Raw genomic sequence first — 17,148 nt, forward strand, 5'->3', positions numbered from 1 at the left:
ACATGTATGCAGCCATAGGCAACAAGCCTAAATTTGACCTGTGGATCATCCTCATTTACCTGGCACTCATCGCTATAGGATGGTTGAGTATTTACAGTGCCGCATCTGTAGAGCAGTATGAATCCATACTTGATATGAATCAGGTTTATGGCAAGCAGCTCTTGTGGATAGGTCTCGCCGTATTTCTTATTGTTATTATTCTCGCTGTTGAGGTCAAATTCTATGAACGATTTGCTGGTATCATCTATGTCATTTCCTTGTTGTCCTTGGCAGGATTGTTCGTTTTTGGTAAAGAGATTGCTGGTGCGACCTCATGGTATGCCTTTGGGCCAGTGAGCTTACAGCCTAGTGAGTTTGCCAAATTTGCCACCGCACTTGCCGTGGCTAAGTACTTAAGCCAGCTGGATATCAATGTACGTGACCTCAAGCATCTTATTATAGTAAGCGGTATTATTTTACTGCCAGCCATCCTGATTGTACCGCAGCCAGATCCTGGTAGCGCACTCGTTTATAGCGCATTTTTCTTTGCCCTTCATCGCGAGGGTTTGTCGCTCTGGTTCCTAACGCTAGGCTTGGTGGCGCTAGCCTTGTTCATAGGCAGCTTGTTAATTGGCCCGATCTGGGTTACAGTGACTGTTATTGTTGTGTTGCTTTTGTTGTTTTTGCTTTCGCGAAAGCGTTACAAACAAAGACGTACTGCAAAACCAGCAGTCTCGTGGTACTTACTTGCCATGGTGGTCTGTGCGGCATTTGCCTTCTCTACACAATACGTGTTTGATAATCTCTTCCAGGAGCGTCACAGGAATCGTATAAATATTGTGCTAGGCCTAGTGGAAGACAGCCAGGGCGTGCAGTATAATATTATTCAAAGTGAGATCGCGATAGGTAGTGGTGGCCTTACTGGTAAAGGATTGCTGCAAGGCACGCAAACCCAAGGTGGTTTTGTGCCAGCTCAGGATACAGATTTTATATTCTCAGCCATAGGTGAAGAATGGGGTTTTCTAGGTGCAGGATTTACGGTGATACTATTCATGGCACTCGTCTATCGACTAGTCATCATGGCAGAGCGTCAACGCAATCAATTTGCTCGCGTTTATGGGTACTGCGTGGCAGGAATCTTCTTTATCCACTTTTTTATAAATATAGGAATGGTGTTGGGCTTGTTGCCTACCGTTGGCATACCATTGCCTTTTATGAGTTACGGTGGTAGTGGACTTTGGGGTTTTACCATACTGCTGTTCATCTTTGTAAAGTTGGATGCGCACAGAATGAGTTATGATCATTGATTACCAGCCGCGTCGCGCTGTTTGAGCCTCTAGTTTTTCCTCAATATCATGTGGCAATTGCGCAAAAAAGTCTGTACCAGTCATTGTTTCAATTTGATCAACGCTGATTAGATAGGAATTCAAGCTGGTATCTTGATCATCTTGAGATAGCAAATAGGCGAGAATCACTGGCTGATCATTGGTTTCCCTAAGTATAATTTTATAAAAGCTTCTGGGAACGGTAACATTTTCATTACCTATACTGGATAGATTATTTCCCAAAATACTACCGGTAACAATATATAGATCACCATATTGCTGCGCATAACGACGCACTTGCTGTTCTAGATCATTCCAGATACCAGCATTAAACTCATGAAGTTGTGGACTTATATTGCTAGTCAGGAATGTCTCGTTAAAATCCTGAATGCTACCACGTCTATCGCCAGCAGGAACTAGGTGACCACGATCATAACCACTGTTTTTATAATTGCGCCAGCTGGCAGCTCCTGTGGATACTTGGTCATCGATCTCAAAGTAAGGTCGTTTAAAATCTACCTGCTGGATGTCTGATGGACGCAGGACGTGCGCAGTCCATTCTGCCTGCTCATGTCTTTCATTATAGGATAGGCTGTAGGATTTGTGATGAATCACTTGATTTGTGCTGCTAGGCAAATAATCAGTCACATCTAGATCACTAGATCGTTGGTTTTCAAAATTTTCCTTGGAAATCGCCTCATTTTGATAGTCTTCTATGAGAATCATGCCTACAATTAGTCCGATGACAATGATTATCGTTAAAATCTTTTTCATGAGCTTGATTTTACATCCAGCGCATCTCGCAGTGCATTGCCAAAAAGCATAAAAGCCATAACCAGCGTCATGATCGCTACTCCAGGCACGATGGCTAGATATGCTTTATCCAGGATTATATATTGATAGTGATCTTTAATCATGCTACCCCAAGATGGAATAGGTGGTTGTGCACCTAATCCCAGAAAGCTCAGCCCACTTTCAATTAGAATAGCGGCGGCAAAATTTGCTGCACTTATGACAATCACCGGTGCCAAAACATTGGGTAATATGTGTCGATAAATGATACGCCAGTTCTTGAATCCCAAAGCTCGTGCTGCGGTGACGTATTGATATTCTTTGGCAACAATCACTTGTCCACGTACCACGCGTGCAACTTCAACCCACATGGTAAGCCCAACAGCGATAAAAACGGTGAAAAATCCTTTACCCAGCGCAATACTAATGGCAATGACCATGAGTAGCGTTGGTATCGACCAGGTCACGTTAATGATCCACATGATGGCCGCGTCGATTTTACCGCCGTAATATCCGGCAATAGCACCTAGCGGTATGCCAATTAGTAATGATATCAATACGGCTATAAAACCAATACTAATGCTTACTCGTGCACCTATCAACATGCGACTCAACAGGTCACGACCGTATTTGTCTGTTCCCAGCAGGAATGTTTTCTGGGATGTGTAGCTTTCGCGAAAGCTAACCAGATCAAGCCCATCAACATTTTTCCATTGCAGTGGCTCAAACGGCATCAAGGCATCGTCCACATCGTACGGCCGATAAAACACAGTACCATCGCGCATTTCCACCTCTGCAAAGGGAATTTCTAGATTTTCATTGTTGCTACCATTCCACCACGAGAAAAAATGCGATTCCTGATTTGTCGCGTTGGGAACTTCAATCATGTCCACGGTAAAGCCTGGTGGTTGTGAATGAATAGAGAGGTGCATCTGGTTTGCATACGGGCTATCGTCTGGCGCGAGCGCATACGCAAAAACAGCCAGAAAGGCATAAAAGGCAATGATGGAGAAACTCAAAACGCCCCAAAAACTTGATCTAAGTTTATGGAGCGCCTGTTTTCCTAAGGATTGAGAAGCTGTAGCCATTAATTTTTAAGCGACATGCCTGTAGTTTCTATGCCGTTGCCCTTTAGTTCTTTGAGAACCTGTACGGCTTCTTCTATATAAAGATCCTTTTGTACTGCTTTGTACCATCTATTGCGCTTATCAGCAAGTACGGTATCTGCTTCCATCAGTATGCCTTCATCAACCAGCGCCTTGACTCTCAGGTCATTCTTATAGTTGTCTAGTTCATCAAACTGTTCGGTTTCTGCCTCTAGGCGATCCAATCGCTTGCTATATTTTTCTAGCGATAGCGGTATAATGGACGCCTCACGCTGCTCGCTCAACCATTGTGCATTTTTATCAATCAGCTGGAAATAATTATTGGCATCGACACGCTTTTGTGAATTGGCTATGACTTGTCTTAAGTTAGGGAAGCCTGTAAATTTCTCAAATGAAGCATCTGCTATCTCATCATAAGGTAGCGGGAATTCCTCATCACGCTCTCCTATTTCTATGTAAGAATAACGATCTGGAGTTACCACGTCACTCTTGACACCTTCTAGCTGTGTGCTTTTGCCGTTAATACGATAAAATTTTTGTGTAGTCAATTTGATAGCGCCCAGGTCGCCATATTCTGTTGTGCGTACATATCGATTGAGATCGTCAAAGTTTTGAACCGTTCCTTTTCCAAATGTTTGCTTGCTACCTATCACGACTGCACGCTCATAATCTTGTAACGCAGCAGCCAAAATCTCTGAAGCACTAGCGCTTAATTCATTAACCAACACCACTAATGGTCCATCCCAAAGGATTTTACCATCATCAAAATCACTTAACGTTTGTACGCGATCATTGCTCGCTGCAACTTGTACTACTGGTCCATCTTCTATAAAAAGTCCAACCATTTCAACCACCTCGCGTAAAGAACCACCACCATTGTTTCTTAAGTCAAGAACTAATCCTGTAACGCCTTCTTTCTTCAATTTTTCAATCTCTAGAGCTACATCATCACCTGAGGCGCGACCTTGTTCATTTTCAGTATCAAAGTAAAATTTAGGTAGGTCTATGATTCCATAAGTAAAGTCATCTGCATCTTCAATGATGGCAGATTTTGCAAAGGTTTCTTCAATCAATACAACGTCACGCACTAGCGTGATTTCTTCAATCGAGCCATCTACTTTTTTAAGCGTCAGGATAACTTTAGTTCCTTTAGGACCTTTAATCAGTTCAACGGCATCACCTATTCTCATACCAACGATGCTCGTAGCGATAGAATCATTTTCTTGAGCTACTCTCAAGATTTCATCACCTTTCTCAATCATGCCGCTTTTCCACGCTGGACCACCAGAGATGATTTCCATAACGGCGATATTATCCATCTTTTTTTGCAATCTCGCGCCTATTCCTTCTAGTTGACCACTGATCGATGTGTCAAATCGATCCTTGCTGCGCGGTGCAAAGTAATTTGTATGTGGATCAAAGTGCGTGGTAATATTATTTAAGAACACAGAGAAGTAGTCAATACGTTCTACATCTTCAGTCAAATCAAAATTCTCTACCATGGATTTTTTTACTTCCATGCGAGCTTCTTTTTCCAGTTCTTCTAGAGACTTTTGCTCGTCCGCTGGTTTATCTTTTTGCGACTCAATCTTGTCATGATAAATACCAATAGCCGATAACTTCAATAACTTTTTCCAGTGCTGCTTTAAAGCCTTTTTATCAGTCGCATATGGTGCGTTCTCATAATCAGTATCAATTTCTTCATCAATTGTAAAATCAAATGGTTGATCGATTACTTCATAAAAAATCTTTTCAGACTCTTTTTGACGCTTTAATAATCTCTTGTGAACGATGTTGAATAAATCAACACGGCTGTCTCTTATCTGGTCATCGATCAGGAATTCAAAGGTTTTGAAGTCTTCATAATCGCTTTGTAAAAAATAGCGTTTAGCAGGATCCATCTCAAAAATGAAGTTGTTAAACACATCCTGTGAGAACTGGTCGGTCAAATCTGCAGGTGCAAAATGACTGCGTTTGAGCACATGAGATACCAGATTGATCAATAATTCTTCCTTTTGCTTGTCGCCTGGATCCACTGTATTGTTGGTAAAACTACAGCTGGCAGTAGCAATAAGTAAGGCTACAATACCAATGGCAAAATTATTCTTAAGGAATTTCATAAACATCTTCATTAGTGTAAGAGGCAAGGTGTAAAAATCGTGCCAACATTATCTAGCGGCAAAGTAAAGGACATACCTACAGTTCACAGCTAATTTACTTAATTTTAACCACCTTAAGAATGATATGACAGACAAAAAAAAGCCGCTCATCCTTGTAACCAATGATGATGGTATTACCGCCAAAGGAATAAGAACACTAGTAGATATCGCATCAAGTTTAGGTGAGGTCGTGGTTGTGGCACCTGACAAGCCGCAAAGCGCTATGGGTCATGCCATTACCATCAATGATACCTTGTACATCAAGGAATTCAAGATGCATGATTACGATCACAAAGAATACACTACCAGCGGTACGCCTGTTGATTGCGTCAAGATGGCTAGTCACGAGATACTGGACCGCAAACCAGACCTATGCATCAGTGGTATCAATCATGGTAGCAATAGCGCGATTAATGTCATTTACAGCGGTACCATGAGTGCGGCTATGGAAGCAGGAATAGAAGGTATTCCAGCCATAGGTTTTTCCCTATGCGACTATGCCGTAGATGCGGACTTTGAACCAGCCAGACCCTACATTAAGAATATCATTCAACAGGTTTTAAAACACGGCATGGCTAAAGGTGTTGTCTTTAATGTCAATATTCCAAAAGCCACTAATGAAGAAATCAAAGGCATCAAAGTGTGCCGACAGGCAAATGCCTATTGGGTAGAGGAATTTGATAAGCGCACAAATCCCTATGGTAAGGATTACTATTGGCTTACCGGTAAATTTGTCAACGATGATCACGGCGAGGACACCGATGAATGGGCGTTAGAGAATAATTATATTTCGCTAGTTCCTGTGCAGTACGATTTAACGGCGCACCATTATTTGCAAGAACTCAATACCTGGGAATTTGAAGATTAGAATATTAAAGGGATTTTTACTAGGTATGCTCGCAAACGCTGCAGGCATCTTCCTGTATATCTATTTTTTTACCAATCAGGCGTTTGAATACGTGATAGAAAATGCTATTGAGATGGGAATCATGGGTAGCTTGATTGGTTTGGGAGCCATCCTCAATTTGATCCTGTTTTTCTTTTTCCTGTGGTCTGGTTTTGGCAGGTATCGCAAGCCTGTACAAACTTATGAAGCACGTGGCGTTCTCATGGCTACCATCATTGCGGCATTTGCCATTTTATATTTTGAATTTTAGCCTATGAAATATTACATCATTGCAGGTGAGGCCAGCGGCGATTTGCACGGCTCACTATTGATGCAGCAATTGCAGGAGGTTGATAGCGAGGCACAATTTAGATTTTGGGGTGGTGATTTGATGCAGGCACAAGGCGGCACGCTCGTTAAACACTACAAGGATCTCGCGTTTATGGGATTTGTTGAGGTGTTGGGCAACCTGCGCACCATTTTCAAGAACATCAAGTTGTGTAAGCAGGATATAGAGTCTTACAGTCCAGATGTGATCATCTATATTGATTATCCAGGCTTTAATTTCAGGATTATGAAATGGGCCAGGAGCAATGGCTACAAAAACCACTATTACATATCACCACAAATATGGGCATGGAAAGAAGGTCGCATCAAGGCCATCAAGCGCGATGTGGACGAGATGTATGTCATCTTGCCTTTTGAGAAAGATTTCTATGAACAAAAACATCAGTTTCCTGTTCATTTTGTAGGTCATCCATTGATTGATGCCATCCAGCAGCGCGATCAGGTAGATCATGTGAAGTTCTTGAAGAAACACAAGCTGGATGATCGACCGCTTATCGCACTATTGCCGGGCAGTCGCAAACAGGAAATCAAGAGCATGCTCAAGGTCATGCTATCACTAGCTACAGATTATCCAGATTATCAATTTGTGATCGCTGGCGCACCAGGCCAAGATCTCGAGTTTTATGATCAGTTTACACAATCTAGCGACGTGCAAGTCGTTATGAATGAGACCTATGATTTACTGTCTTTGGCTCATGCCGCGCTGGTAACATCAGGAACGGCGACGCTAGAAACTGCACTATTTAAAGTACCACAAGTAGTATGCTACAAGGGTAGCACCATATCGTATCACATCGCAAAACGCATCATAAAACTGGATTATATATCGCTGGTCAACCTAATTATGGATGCACCAGTGGTCACAGAATTAATCCAAAAAGACTTCAATAAAAAATCCCTTTCCAAAGAGTTGGACTTGATACTTGATGCCACGCATCGCAATAAGATTTTTGCGGAATATTATGACCTTGAGAAAAAGTTGGGTGGCGCTGGTGCCAGCGAGCAAACAGCTGGTTTAATATATAAATCCCTAATGTAGGATGGAGATTTTTGGGATTACGCTTTCGCGAAAGCAAAATAATTATAAATCACTTTACATCGCAGGAGCATTGAGTTTGTCAATCATGTTTCTTGCAAGTTGCGGTAGTGCACGTCCTAAAGTTATCACGACCAAAAAGGAGGCGCTGCGCAAGGGAAAAGTCCAAAATAGATCTACATCGACTGCCAGTCGAGGCCAAGACAATTATGAAATATACCAGCCCGAAGATGATGAATTGTTGACGGTCGAGAGTAATTCCTTAATTGACGATGCGATTGAAAATGCTATGAAATATGACGGCGTGCGATATAAATATGGCGGTTCTACTAGAAAGGGCATGGATTGTAGCGGCTTGATTCATATTGCGTTTGATGAGGCTGGCGAGCAAGTGCCCAGAACGAGTGCCAGTTTTTATGCCGCAAGTGAGGCGATTGATATCGATGAGGTGCGCAAGGGTGATTTGATGTTTTTTGCCACGGGTCGCAACCGTAAAAAAATCAATCACGTGGCGCTAGTCGTGCAAGTCACGCCTGCCGAAATACGTTTTGTACACGCCACCGTTTCTCGCGGTGTCACGGTTTCTTCTTTTAATGAGCCGTACTGGTTGGGCAGATATATCAGTTCAGGAAGACTTATTCCTTAAATTAGGCCATGCGTTGGCTTGATTATCCGCTTTATAGATTGCTGGGATTCTTTGTATTGGGAATAATCTCGGCGCGTTTTCTTGAGTTTGATTTACTACAGTTAGGTGCTGTTTCAATAGTATTGTTTATCGCTTTTTTAACCAGCTTCTTCATTTTTAGGTTCAGCGTGGTATCCAAGTGGATTTTCACTTTAAGTAGCAGCCTGCTATTTACTGTAATAGGATTTTGTCTATATCAGATTCAAACTGAGGTTTTTCCCGAGAATCACCTTTCACAATTAGAGCAAACAAGCGCTGAGCAACTCATAGACTTCACGCTCACGCAACAACTAGCTACTAATCAATACAATCATAGATTCTATGCCAAATTACATTCTGTCGGCGGCACTCAGGTGTCTGGAAGCATTTTAGTTCTTTTCAAAAAGACAGATTCCGTTGCAGTAAAAGTAGGGTCAAGACTTATAGCTTTTGATGATATAAATGCCGCCAGCGATGGTCGCAATCCAGGAGATTTTAATTATAAGGAATATTTGAAATCTATCGACGTTTACGGACAGGTTTATGTAGATCTTCCCAAGATCTTGTCAGTAAGTTCTAAAACGGACTTACCATGGTATGTGCAGTTGAGGAACACACTTCTAGAAAAACTAGAATCCTCAGAACTCAAGGCTCAACCACGAGCGATGATTGAGGCGTTGATTTTAGGGCAACGTCAAAATGTTGATCCGGCAGTAAGTCGCAGTTTTAGAGATGCTGGAGTAATTCACATACTTGCACTTAGCGGTTTACATGTTGGAATTATTTTATTGATATTAAGGTTTGCCACTAGATGGATGCACCGATTGCCTTATGGTAGATGGTTGCAGGCTGCGTTGTTAATTGTATTGTTATGGTGTTTTGCGTTCTTGACAGGAATGTCGCCATCTATAACCAGAGCGGTCACCATGTTTTCTTTTGTAGCATTGGGACTGGCATTCAAGAAAAAGCCATCGGTATTTCATAGTTTGACGGCATCGGCATTGTTTCTACTTGTTCTTGATCCTCGATTATTATTTCAAGTGGGTTTCCAACTTAGTTATACAGCTGTTCTGGGTATCGTGTTGTTACAGCCATTATTCTTGTCCTTATTTCCTAAGAAAAGAAATTTCTTATACAGACTATTGATCAATACATTTTGCGTGACGCTGGCAGCGCAGCTGGCAGTAGCGCCACTTAGTGCATTCTATTTTCATCAATTGCCCGTATCTTTTATCATAGGGAATATGCTCTTGCTACCTGTATTACCTATCATCATTGGGTTATCCATATTGTTTTTTGTAACGCTGTTGAGCAATATACCAACCTCAGAATTTGCTGTGATTCTCAATTACATTTTTGAAACAATTATCGAGGTCATAAGTGTTATAGGGAGTTGGACCTCATTAATCATTAAAGACATCTATCTTGACAGTTGGCAGGTGGTACTTATCTATATCGCAATGTTGGGATTAGCTCTTTTTATCAAGCCTCATGTTGCTCGCAGTAAAAAGGAACAATTTATTCTCGTAAAGCCGAATAATATGTTGCATGTGTCACTAGTTGCCTTGATTCTATTAATAGGTGTTTCATTATATGATTCCATGAAAGATGAAGAATATTTCATGGTATTACATCAGTCACGAGCAAGTGCCATAACAATAGCAAATAAAGACCAGGCGCAGCTTTATTGTGCTGCTGGAAATATGGAATCGCAACGACGCGCAAACAGTATCAAACGATTGTCAAATGTTAGTTTTCTGCAGGGAAAGCATATCGTGATTGACTCACTACCCAATCTAGTATCCTATGGCGACCGCAGTATCTTGATAATTGATGAGTCGTCTGTTTTGGGAGCTCTGGATCAAGTACCAGAAGATGCCATCCTATTATTGCAAGGATCACCTAAGATCAATCTAGAAGAACTGATCATGAAAGTACAGCCGCAAATCATTATCTCTGATGGGTCAAATTATCCCAGCGATGTAAAGCGATGGACAGCCACTTGTGAGAAAATGAACGTCAAATTCTTTAATACGTATAATGACGGTGCAATTGATTTACTTAAACTCTAATCTTGGAGCTGGTAATTGAAGTTGGCTTGATAATCTGCCCAGTCCTTTCCTGTTCTTATGGATTTGTAGGTGTCGTCTGCCAGCATGGTGACATAGATTTCCAATTTTTTAGGACCCATCTTGCCTGGTACTGGATTGATCACATTGCCGCGCTCATCGAAGAAAATGAGCGTTGGATATTCAAAGATTCTTAGTTTTTCTGCGAGCTCGTGTTGGGCACCACGATAGCGGCCATAGTTTTTATTGCCGTACTTTTTTCCCTTATAGGTAATGGGTTCCTTTCCTTCTGCATCAAAGGCCACTGGATAGTAGTGTGTGTTGATGTAGTTGGCGAGTTCCGCTTTCGCGAAAGCGTGCTCATCCATCCACTTACAATTAGGACAAGACTCTGTGTAGGTCTTAAAAAGAATCTTGCGCGGCTCTTTTTTCTGCGCCGCGAGCGCGTCATTCATGCTCATCCAGTTGACCTGTGCATGAGCGGTGACAGCGATAAAAAAAAATAAGAAAGCTCCTAAAATCTTCATGTTGCAAATTTACAATCGCTTAAGAACAAAAAACGCACCAAAATGGTGCGTTCTCTGATACTTATATTGATTGGGACTATCGTATGCCGTGCATCTTGCTGATCATCCATTTATTGATGCCTAGCATTACCAGACCGGCTGCAACTGGAATCGCCGTAAATATTCCGAAGAAGACTGCAAGACCATACTCCTCAACAATAGGATCAAGATAACTAGCCGTCACACCTGCCGTGAGATTTGCAATAAAGTTAGCTACAAACCAAATACCGAACATAAGTCCTACTAGTTTGACTGGAGCCAATTTACTTACATACGATAAACCAACTGGTGAGACACAAAGCTCGCCGAGTGTATGTAATAGATAAGCTACTACCAGGAATATCATACTCAAGGACGCAGTTTTTGCACCTAAAGGAACATCCATCGATCCATAAGCCAGGAAGCCAAAACCTAAACCTAATAAAATCAAACCAATGGCAAATTTGACTGGGCCAGATGGATTGTATTTGCTTTCCCAAATTTTAGAAAATAGAGGTGCAAAGGCTATTATGAAGAAAGAATTTAAAATCCCAAACCATGATGCAGGAACTTCAGGTGCTGGATCGCTAAATTGTTGCTTAAGCATGTAAATAACGATAATCCATATAATTACGAAACTCGTTGCCAGCAGAATATTAGCCAATGCATATTTTTCAAATGTCTGTTTAAAGAGCATTGCCAAAACATAAGTGATAATTAACATAGGACCAACGGTCAAAATAGTATTAACAACTTTAAATATCGTGGCGCCATCACCTTCTAGTATTCTATCAGTATAATCATTTGCAAATATGGTCATAGAACTTCCTGCCTGCTCGAACGCCCACCAGAAGAAGATTGTAAAAAATGCAAACACACTAATAACTATTAGTCTGTCACGTGTAACCTTAGATTTCTTTGCCTCGTCAACGACATCTTCTACAATCTCAGAGGTTTTCTCAATTTCATCTTCAACGGCATCATCAAAATCTTCTGTTGAGTTAGGTGAAAGACCTATTCTACCAAATATCTTCTGTGCGTAATAAAATTGAAGCATTCCAAAGAACATGAAAATACCTGCTAGTCCAAAGCCATAATGCCAACCCCAATCTGGTGATTCACCTATGTAACCACATAATAAAATTCCTAAAAAAGCTCCTGCATTGATACCCATATAAAATATAGTATATCCGGCGTCTTTTTCCTTTCCTTGTGATTTATAAAGCTGACCTACAATGGATGAAATATTAGGCTTGAACAAGCCATTACCCACAATAAGTAATGTGAGCCCTATAAAGAAGAAGTTGCTTGTAAAACCTTCCAGTGCCATACTAGCATGGCCTAATGTCATAAGTAAGGCACCTATGACAATGGCATTTCTATAACCAGTGTATTTATCTGCAATGAAACCGCCTATTATTGGAGTTAAGTAAACGAGACCAGTGTACCAGCCATAGAGTAACGTTGCATCTGCACGATCCCAACCCCAACCACCATCAACTACAGCCGAGATTAAAAACAGAACGAGTAGTGCACGCATTCCATAGTAAGAAAAACGTTCCCACATTTCTGTAAAGAACAACACAAACAATCCAGATGGATGGCCTAAAACTGTTTTTTGATTTGTTATCGATCCGCCGAATCTATATTCCATAATTGTTGATTGAGAATTGTTATAGGTTTTCCTTAATAAAGTTGGTCATCTTGTTATAAAGATGAATGCGTGTATTACCACCGTAGATACCGTGGTTTTTATCTGGATAGATAGCCCATTCAAACTGTTTGTTGGCTTGAACAAGTGCTTCTATCATTTGCATGGTGTTTTGCACATGTACATTGTCATCGGCACTACCGTGAATAAGTAGATAATTACCTTTCAATTTCTCCACGTGATTTATTGGGCTGTTCTCGTCATAACCGCTGGCATTTTCTTGCGGTGTGGTCATGTAACGCTCTGTATAAATGGTGTCGTAGTATCTCCAGTTGGTCACTGGTGCTACCGCGATAGCTGTGCTAAAAACATCATTACCTTTTAAAATACAGTTAGAACTCATAAAACCACCGTAGCTCCAACCCCATATTCCTATGCGCTCTGCATCTACATAATCCATGTCGCCAAGTTGTCTCGCGGCTTCAATTTGATCCTCAACTTCATATTTACCTAGCTCTTTTTGTGTGACTTTTTTAAAGTCGGCGCCTTTGAATCCAGTACCACGCGGATCTACACAAACAACAATGTAGCCCTCATTTGCTAGCATACTGTGCCAGTAATCGTTGGCGCCATACCAGCTGTTGGAAACTTGCTGCGAGCCTGGACCACTGTATTGAAACATTAATACTGGATACTTTTTACTCGCGTCAAAGTCTAGCGGCTTGATCATATACATGTTGAGATCATTGCCGTTTACGTTGATGGTAGAAAATTCTTTAGGTGATAGTTTGTAATCTTCTAGCTTTACTAGCAAGTCATCATTGTTCTGTATTTCTCTAACGATTTTACCGTCTTTGGCTTGTTGCAAGGTGTAAACTGGTGGTCGCGTCGCACTTGAGTACGTATTGATGAAGTAAGTAAAGTTGTCACTAAAGGATGCTCGGTTAGAACCTACCATTTTTGATAATTTCTTTTTGCTTTTGCCTTTCAATGTAACTGAGTAGATTCCGCGATTGATACTGCCATCTTCTGTGCTCTGGTAAAAAATGCGTTTTGATTCAGGATCATAACCATAGTAGGACGTTACATCCCAATTACCGCTGGTCAATTGCTTTTTTTCTTTACCGCTAGCGTCGTATAAGTAGATGTGTCTCCAGTTATCTTTCTCACTAGTCCAAAGAAAGTCACCATTATCGAGGAATGTCAAATCATCGGTAACATCAACATAGGCATCATCATTTTCTGTAAAAGCGATACTAGCATTTCCTGCTGGATCTACATAGTAGAAATCCAAAACGTTTTGATGACGGTTAAGCACCTGCGCAGCTAGTTGACCAGTAGGCGAGTAGTTGATTCTAGCGATGTAGAATTCCTCATCACGTTTTAGGTCAACGACCTTGCGTTCTTTGGTAGCAACATCATAAACATTGAGCGCTACAACACTGTTTTTCTCACCAGCTTTAGGGTACTTGAACACATAAGGTGATTGATATAATCCTCTACCATAAACATCCATAGAAAACTCTGGCACCTCGCGCTCGTCAAAAGAAATAAAAGCTATCTGCTTTCCATCTGGGCTAAATTGGTAAGCTCTCACCAACGAGAATTCTTCTTCATAAACCCAATCAGTAACACCATTGATAAGCTCATTAGTCACGCCATCATCAGTTACCTGAATGGTTTCACCGCTTACAAGATCCTTGTAGTATAGATTGTTTTCAAAAACATAACCTACTTTTTTACCATCTGGCGAGAAAGACGCGCTACGCACCAGATTGTTGCTCAATGGTTGTAGTTGCTTAGTTTTTAGATTATAGATGTGAACCTTACTGTTGGCAGATCTTCTAAAGATTGGGATGCGCTGTGAGATGATCAACATTTGCTGTTCATCGTCGCTTAGTACATAATTCTGTATAGGCAGTTTCAAATCAATGCTGGAAACTAAGGTTTCTAGCTGGTCACCAGTCTTGTAGCTATACTTGTCAACGGTCTGGCTGCGGTCTGCATTGTAATTGAGAACAAGGTATTCCTCACCATTTTTAAGAGATCGCAATGACTGCAATCCATCGGTGCGAAATTCTCCCGTATAAATATCTTCAACTGTGATGTTTTGTTGCGCGATGGCAAGAGGTGCGGCCAGTAAAAAAGCCAGCATCCATAAGGTATATTTTATCATAAGTATTGTGTGATGCTCAATAAATATTCCGCAAATCGGAAGTTCTTCAATTTTACTAAAAATTTCCCAATTTACACGGGTTTTCTGCGATTATCATTGGGATTCCTTAAACTCACACATTGTATATTTACAATCTTACTATTTGCCCATGAGACAACCTGTTCAAGGATTTTCCAGACTTTCCAAAACCGAAAAAATTGACTGGCTCATCGCCCATAATCTCAACAACGATCCTACAGCTCGCGAGATACTCTTGCAATACTGGAACAGCGACGAGAAATTACAGGAATTGCACGATGGCTTTAGTGAGAATACCATCTCAAATTATTATTTGCCGCTAGGTCTGGCTCCCAATTTTTTGATCAATGACAAGCTCGTCACCATTCCTATGGTGATTGAAGAGAGTAGTGTGGTGGCTGCTGCCAGTAAGGCGGCAAAATTCTGGCTGGATCGCGGTGGATTCAAGACGACGATTAAGGGCACGACAAAATCTGGGCAGGTACATATTACCTATGCTGGATTGCGCAGTGAGATGGATGCTTTTTATGCTTTCGCGAAAGCTGACTTATTACAATCTACTGAGCAAATCAATGCTAGTATGAAAGCTCGAGGTGGTGGCCTGCTAGACTTGCAGCTGGTGGATAAAACCAAAGATCTACAAGGATACTATCAATTGCACGCGACATTTGACACGCGCGATGCGATGGGAGCCAATTTTATCAATACCATGCTTGAGCAACTAGCGACGACATTTAGAGAAAAAGCTGCTCAATTTCAGGGCTTTTCTATTGCTCCACCAGAGGTTGTTATGAGCATCTTGAGCAATTATGTGCCAGATTGTACTGTTCATGTGGAGACTAGATGCAGTATCGATAAATTGGGTATCATCAACGGCATTAGCGGTGCAGACTTTGCCCGCAAGTTTGTGCAAGCCGTTGATATCGCCATTGCCGAGCCTTACCGAGCGGTAACACACAATAAAGGAATTATGAACGGCATTGATGCCGTGGTGCTTGCCACGGGAAATGACTTTAGAGCTGTAGAAGCTGGTGTTCATGCCTATGCCGCGCGCGATGGGCAGTATCGCAGTTTGACGCGCGCTAGAGTAGAGGACAACGAACTGATTTTTGAAGCAGAATTCCCATTGGCTTTAGGAACGGTTGGTGGATTGACTTCGCTGCATCCACTGGCAAAATTATCCTTACAAATTATGGGCAATCCCGATGCTCGTGAACTCATGTCTTTTACTGCCGTTTGTGGATTGGCTCAAAATTTTGCTGCATTACATTCATTAGTAACCACAGGAATCCAGGCAGGACACATGAAAATGCATCTAGCAAACATGCTGGAACAAGTAGGCGCAACCGATGCTGAAAAAGTCAAGTTAAGAGAAGCTTTTTCAAAGACCACACCTAGCTATTCTTCCTTAAAAGAAGAAATACAGAAACTAAGATCCTGATGCAAAAATCACAGTTGGTCGAGATAAAAGAGGAACGTTTTACCGCAGTAGGAAAATTCTTGATTACGGGTGAGTATGCTGTGCTGGACAACGTTGATGCATTAGCAATCCCTTTAAAGTTAAAGCAGCACCTATCTATTGAGCCCAAAGCTGAAAGTCAGATTGAGTGGATCGGTCGTGATGTAGATCAAAGCGTCTGGATGCATGAAAAATTCAAGATTGATGATACAGGAAGTGTCACACCAGATCCTGATAGCGCCTCAAAGCTTATTGAAGTGTTGCAAACTGCTTTGCAGCTAGCAGGAAAGGAAGGTTTTTCAAGTGGGTTTACGGCAACCACAACATTAGATTTTGATAGACAGTACGGCATGGGAACCAGCAGTACTTTTATTGCTATGGTTGCTCAATGGATCGGTTGTGATCCTTTTGAATTACAGTTCAAGACCTTTGGCGGTAGTGGTTATGATATCGCATGCGCGACGGCGAGCAAACCTATCATCTACAATTACAACGATGCTCAACCAGAATATGATACCATAGATTTCAATCCTAGCTTCCATAAGAATCTCTTTTTTATTTATTTGAATCAAAAACAGAACAGTCGTGATAGCATCGCCCAATTTGATGCCAGTAAATTGTCTGGCGAGATACGAGAAGAGCTGAATACGTTGCCTAAAAAACTAGTAAACGCTCAAGACGATCTTATACAATTTCAAGAATTGATTGTCCGTCATGAATTATTGATTAGTGAATTGATAGGTCTGGAACCAGTGAAAGAAAAACTCTTTGCAGACTATAATGGCGCCATCAAATCTCTAGGTGGTTGGGGTGGCGATTTTATTCTTGCGGCTGGTGATCCTGAAACACCTACTTATTTTAGGTCTCGAGGTTATGAAGATATTTATCATTGGAACAATTTGATTGCTCATTGATAAAATCAAAAAGTACAATAG

General features: G+C 41.3%; 14 protein-coding genes. 8 read left to right on the top strand and 6 right to left on the bottom strand.

All coding sequences use genetic code 11. The features are described 5' to 3' along the window. Nucleotides 1-2: 2 nt before the first annotated feature. Nucleotides 3-1,286, top strand: a complete 1,284-nt coding sequence (rodA, locus tag EJ995_RS04905; protein WP_126446206.1) for a rod shape-determining protein RodA — start codon at nt 3-5, stop codon at nt 1,284-1,286. On the opposite strand, the gene EJ995_RS04910 is transcribed toward rodA, so the two are convergent. Genes EJ995_RS04910 through EJ995_RS04920 form a run of 3 tightly spaced genes read right to left on the bottom strand, consistent with a single transcriptional unit; the run spans nt 1,287 to nt 5,322 of the window. Then, nucleotides 1,287-2,078 (bottom strand): DNA/RNA non-specific endonuclease, encoded by a 792-nt coding sequence (locus tag EJ995_RS04910; RefSeq protein ID WP_126446209.1) that lies wholly within the window; start codon nt 2,076-2,078, stop codon nt 1,287-1,289. Beyond that, on the bottom strand, nt 2,075-3,184 hold the full coding sequence (locus EJ995_RS04915; RefSeq protein WP_126446212.1) for an ABC transporter permease: 1,110 nt from the start codon (nt 3,182-3,184) through the stop codon (nt 2,075-2,077). Before EJ995_RS04915 ends, EJ995_RS04910 begins: the two co-directional genes overlap by 4 nt. After that, nucleotides 3,184-5,322, bottom strand: a complete 2,139-nt coding sequence (locus tag EJ995_RS04920; RefSeq protein ID WP_126446215.1) for a carboxy terminal-processing peptidase — start codon at nt 5,320-5,322, stop codon at nt 3,184-3,186. Before EJ995_RS04920 ends, EJ995_RS04915 begins: the two co-directional genes overlap by 1 nt. A 124-nt stretch (nt 5,323-5,446) precedes the next feature. On the opposite strand from EJ995_RS04920, the gene surE reads away from it, so the two are divergent. Genes surE through EJ995_RS04945 form a run of 5 tightly spaced genes read left to right on the top strand, consistent with a single transcriptional unit; the run spans nt 5,447 to nt 10,367 of the window. Further along, entirely contained in the window at nt 5,447-6,229 is a 783-nt protein-coding gene (gene surE / locus EJ995_RS04925; protein WP_126446218.1) for a 5'/3'-nucleotidase SurE, read from the top strand. After that, the gene (locus EJ995_RS04930) at nt 6,219-6,518 is read left to right on the top strand and encodes a hypothetical protein (RefSeq protein WP_241234692.1); all 300 of its coding nucleotides are present in this window, start codon (nt 6,219-6,221) and stop codon (nt 6,516-6,518) included. The genes surE and EJ995_RS04930 overlap by 11 nt, the downstream gene beginning before the upstream one ends. Before the next feature lie 3 nt (nt 6,519-6,521). Then, entirely contained in the window at nt 6,522-7,634 is a 1,113-nt protein-coding gene (lpxB, locus tag EJ995_RS04935; RefSeq protein WP_126446221.1) for a lipid-A-disaccharide synthase, read from the top strand. A gap of 1 nt (nt 7,635) precedes the next feature. After that, nucleotides 7,636-8,277 (top strand): C40 family peptidase, encoded by a 642-nt coding sequence (locus EJ995_RS04940; RefSeq protein WP_126446224.1) that lies wholly within the window; start codon nt 7,636-7,638, stop codon nt 8,275-8,277. An 8-nt stretch (nt 8,278-8,285) separates the two neighbouring features. Next, nucleotides 8,286-10,367 (top strand): ComEC/Rec2 family competence protein, encoded by a 2,082-nt coding sequence (locus tag EJ995_RS04945; RefSeq protein ID WP_126446227.1) that lies wholly within the window; start codon nt 8,286-8,288, stop codon nt 10,365-10,367. Here EJ995_RS04945 and EJ995_RS04950 read toward each other — a convergent pair. The 3 genes from EJ995_RS04950 to EJ995_RS04960 all read right to left on the bottom strand — a co-directional run bounded on the left by EJ995_RS04950 (nt 10,364) and on the right by EJ995_RS04960 (nt 14,736). Continuing rightward, nucleotides 10,364-10,891, bottom strand: a complete 528-nt coding sequence (locus tag EJ995_RS04950; protein ID WP_126446231.1) for a thioredoxin family protein — start codon at nt 10,889-10,891, stop codon at nt 10,364-10,366. The two genes, EJ995_RS04945 and EJ995_RS04950, sit on opposite strands and share 4 nt — an antisense overlap. A gap of 76 nt (nt 10,892-10,967) precedes the next feature. Then, nucleotides 10,968-12,563 carry a peptide MFS transporter gene (locus EJ995_RS04955; protein WP_126446234.1) on the bottom strand — a complete coding sequence of 532 codons (1,596 nt, stop codon included), beginning with the start codon at nt 12,561-12,563 and terminating at the stop codon, nt 10,968-10,970. A 19-nt stretch (nt 12,564-12,582) separates the two neighbouring features. After that, the gene (locus EJ995_RS04960) at nt 12,583-14,736 is read right to left on the bottom strand and encodes a S9 family peptidase (protein WP_126446237.1); all 2,154 of its coding nucleotides are present in this window, start codon (nt 14,734-14,736) and stop codon (nt 12,583-12,585) included. 148 nt (nt 14,737-14,884) lie between these two features. Here EJ995_RS04960 and EJ995_RS04965 point away from each other — a divergent pair, with 148 nt between their 5' ends. Next, on the top strand, nt 14,885-16,195 hold the full coding sequence (locus EJ995_RS04965; RefSeq protein ID WP_126446239.1) for a hydroxymethylglutaryl-CoA reductase, degradative: 1,311 nt from the start codon (nt 14,885-14,887) through the stop codon (nt 16,193-16,195). Next, nucleotides 16,195-17,127, top strand: a complete 933-nt coding sequence (locus EJ995_RS04970) for a GYDIA family GHMP kinase (RefSeq protein WP_126446242.1) — start codon at nt 16,195-16,197, stop codon at nt 17,125-17,127. The genes EJ995_RS04965 and EJ995_RS04970 overlap by 1 nt, the downstream gene beginning before the upstream one ends. Nucleotides 17,128-17,148: the final 21 nt, after the last annotated feature.

Origin of the sequence: Nonlabens ponticola (genome assembly GCF_003966335.1) — a bacterium.
GTDB lineage: Bacteria > Bacteroidota > Bacteroidia > Flavobacteriales > Flavobacteriaceae > Nonlabens > Nonlabens ponticola.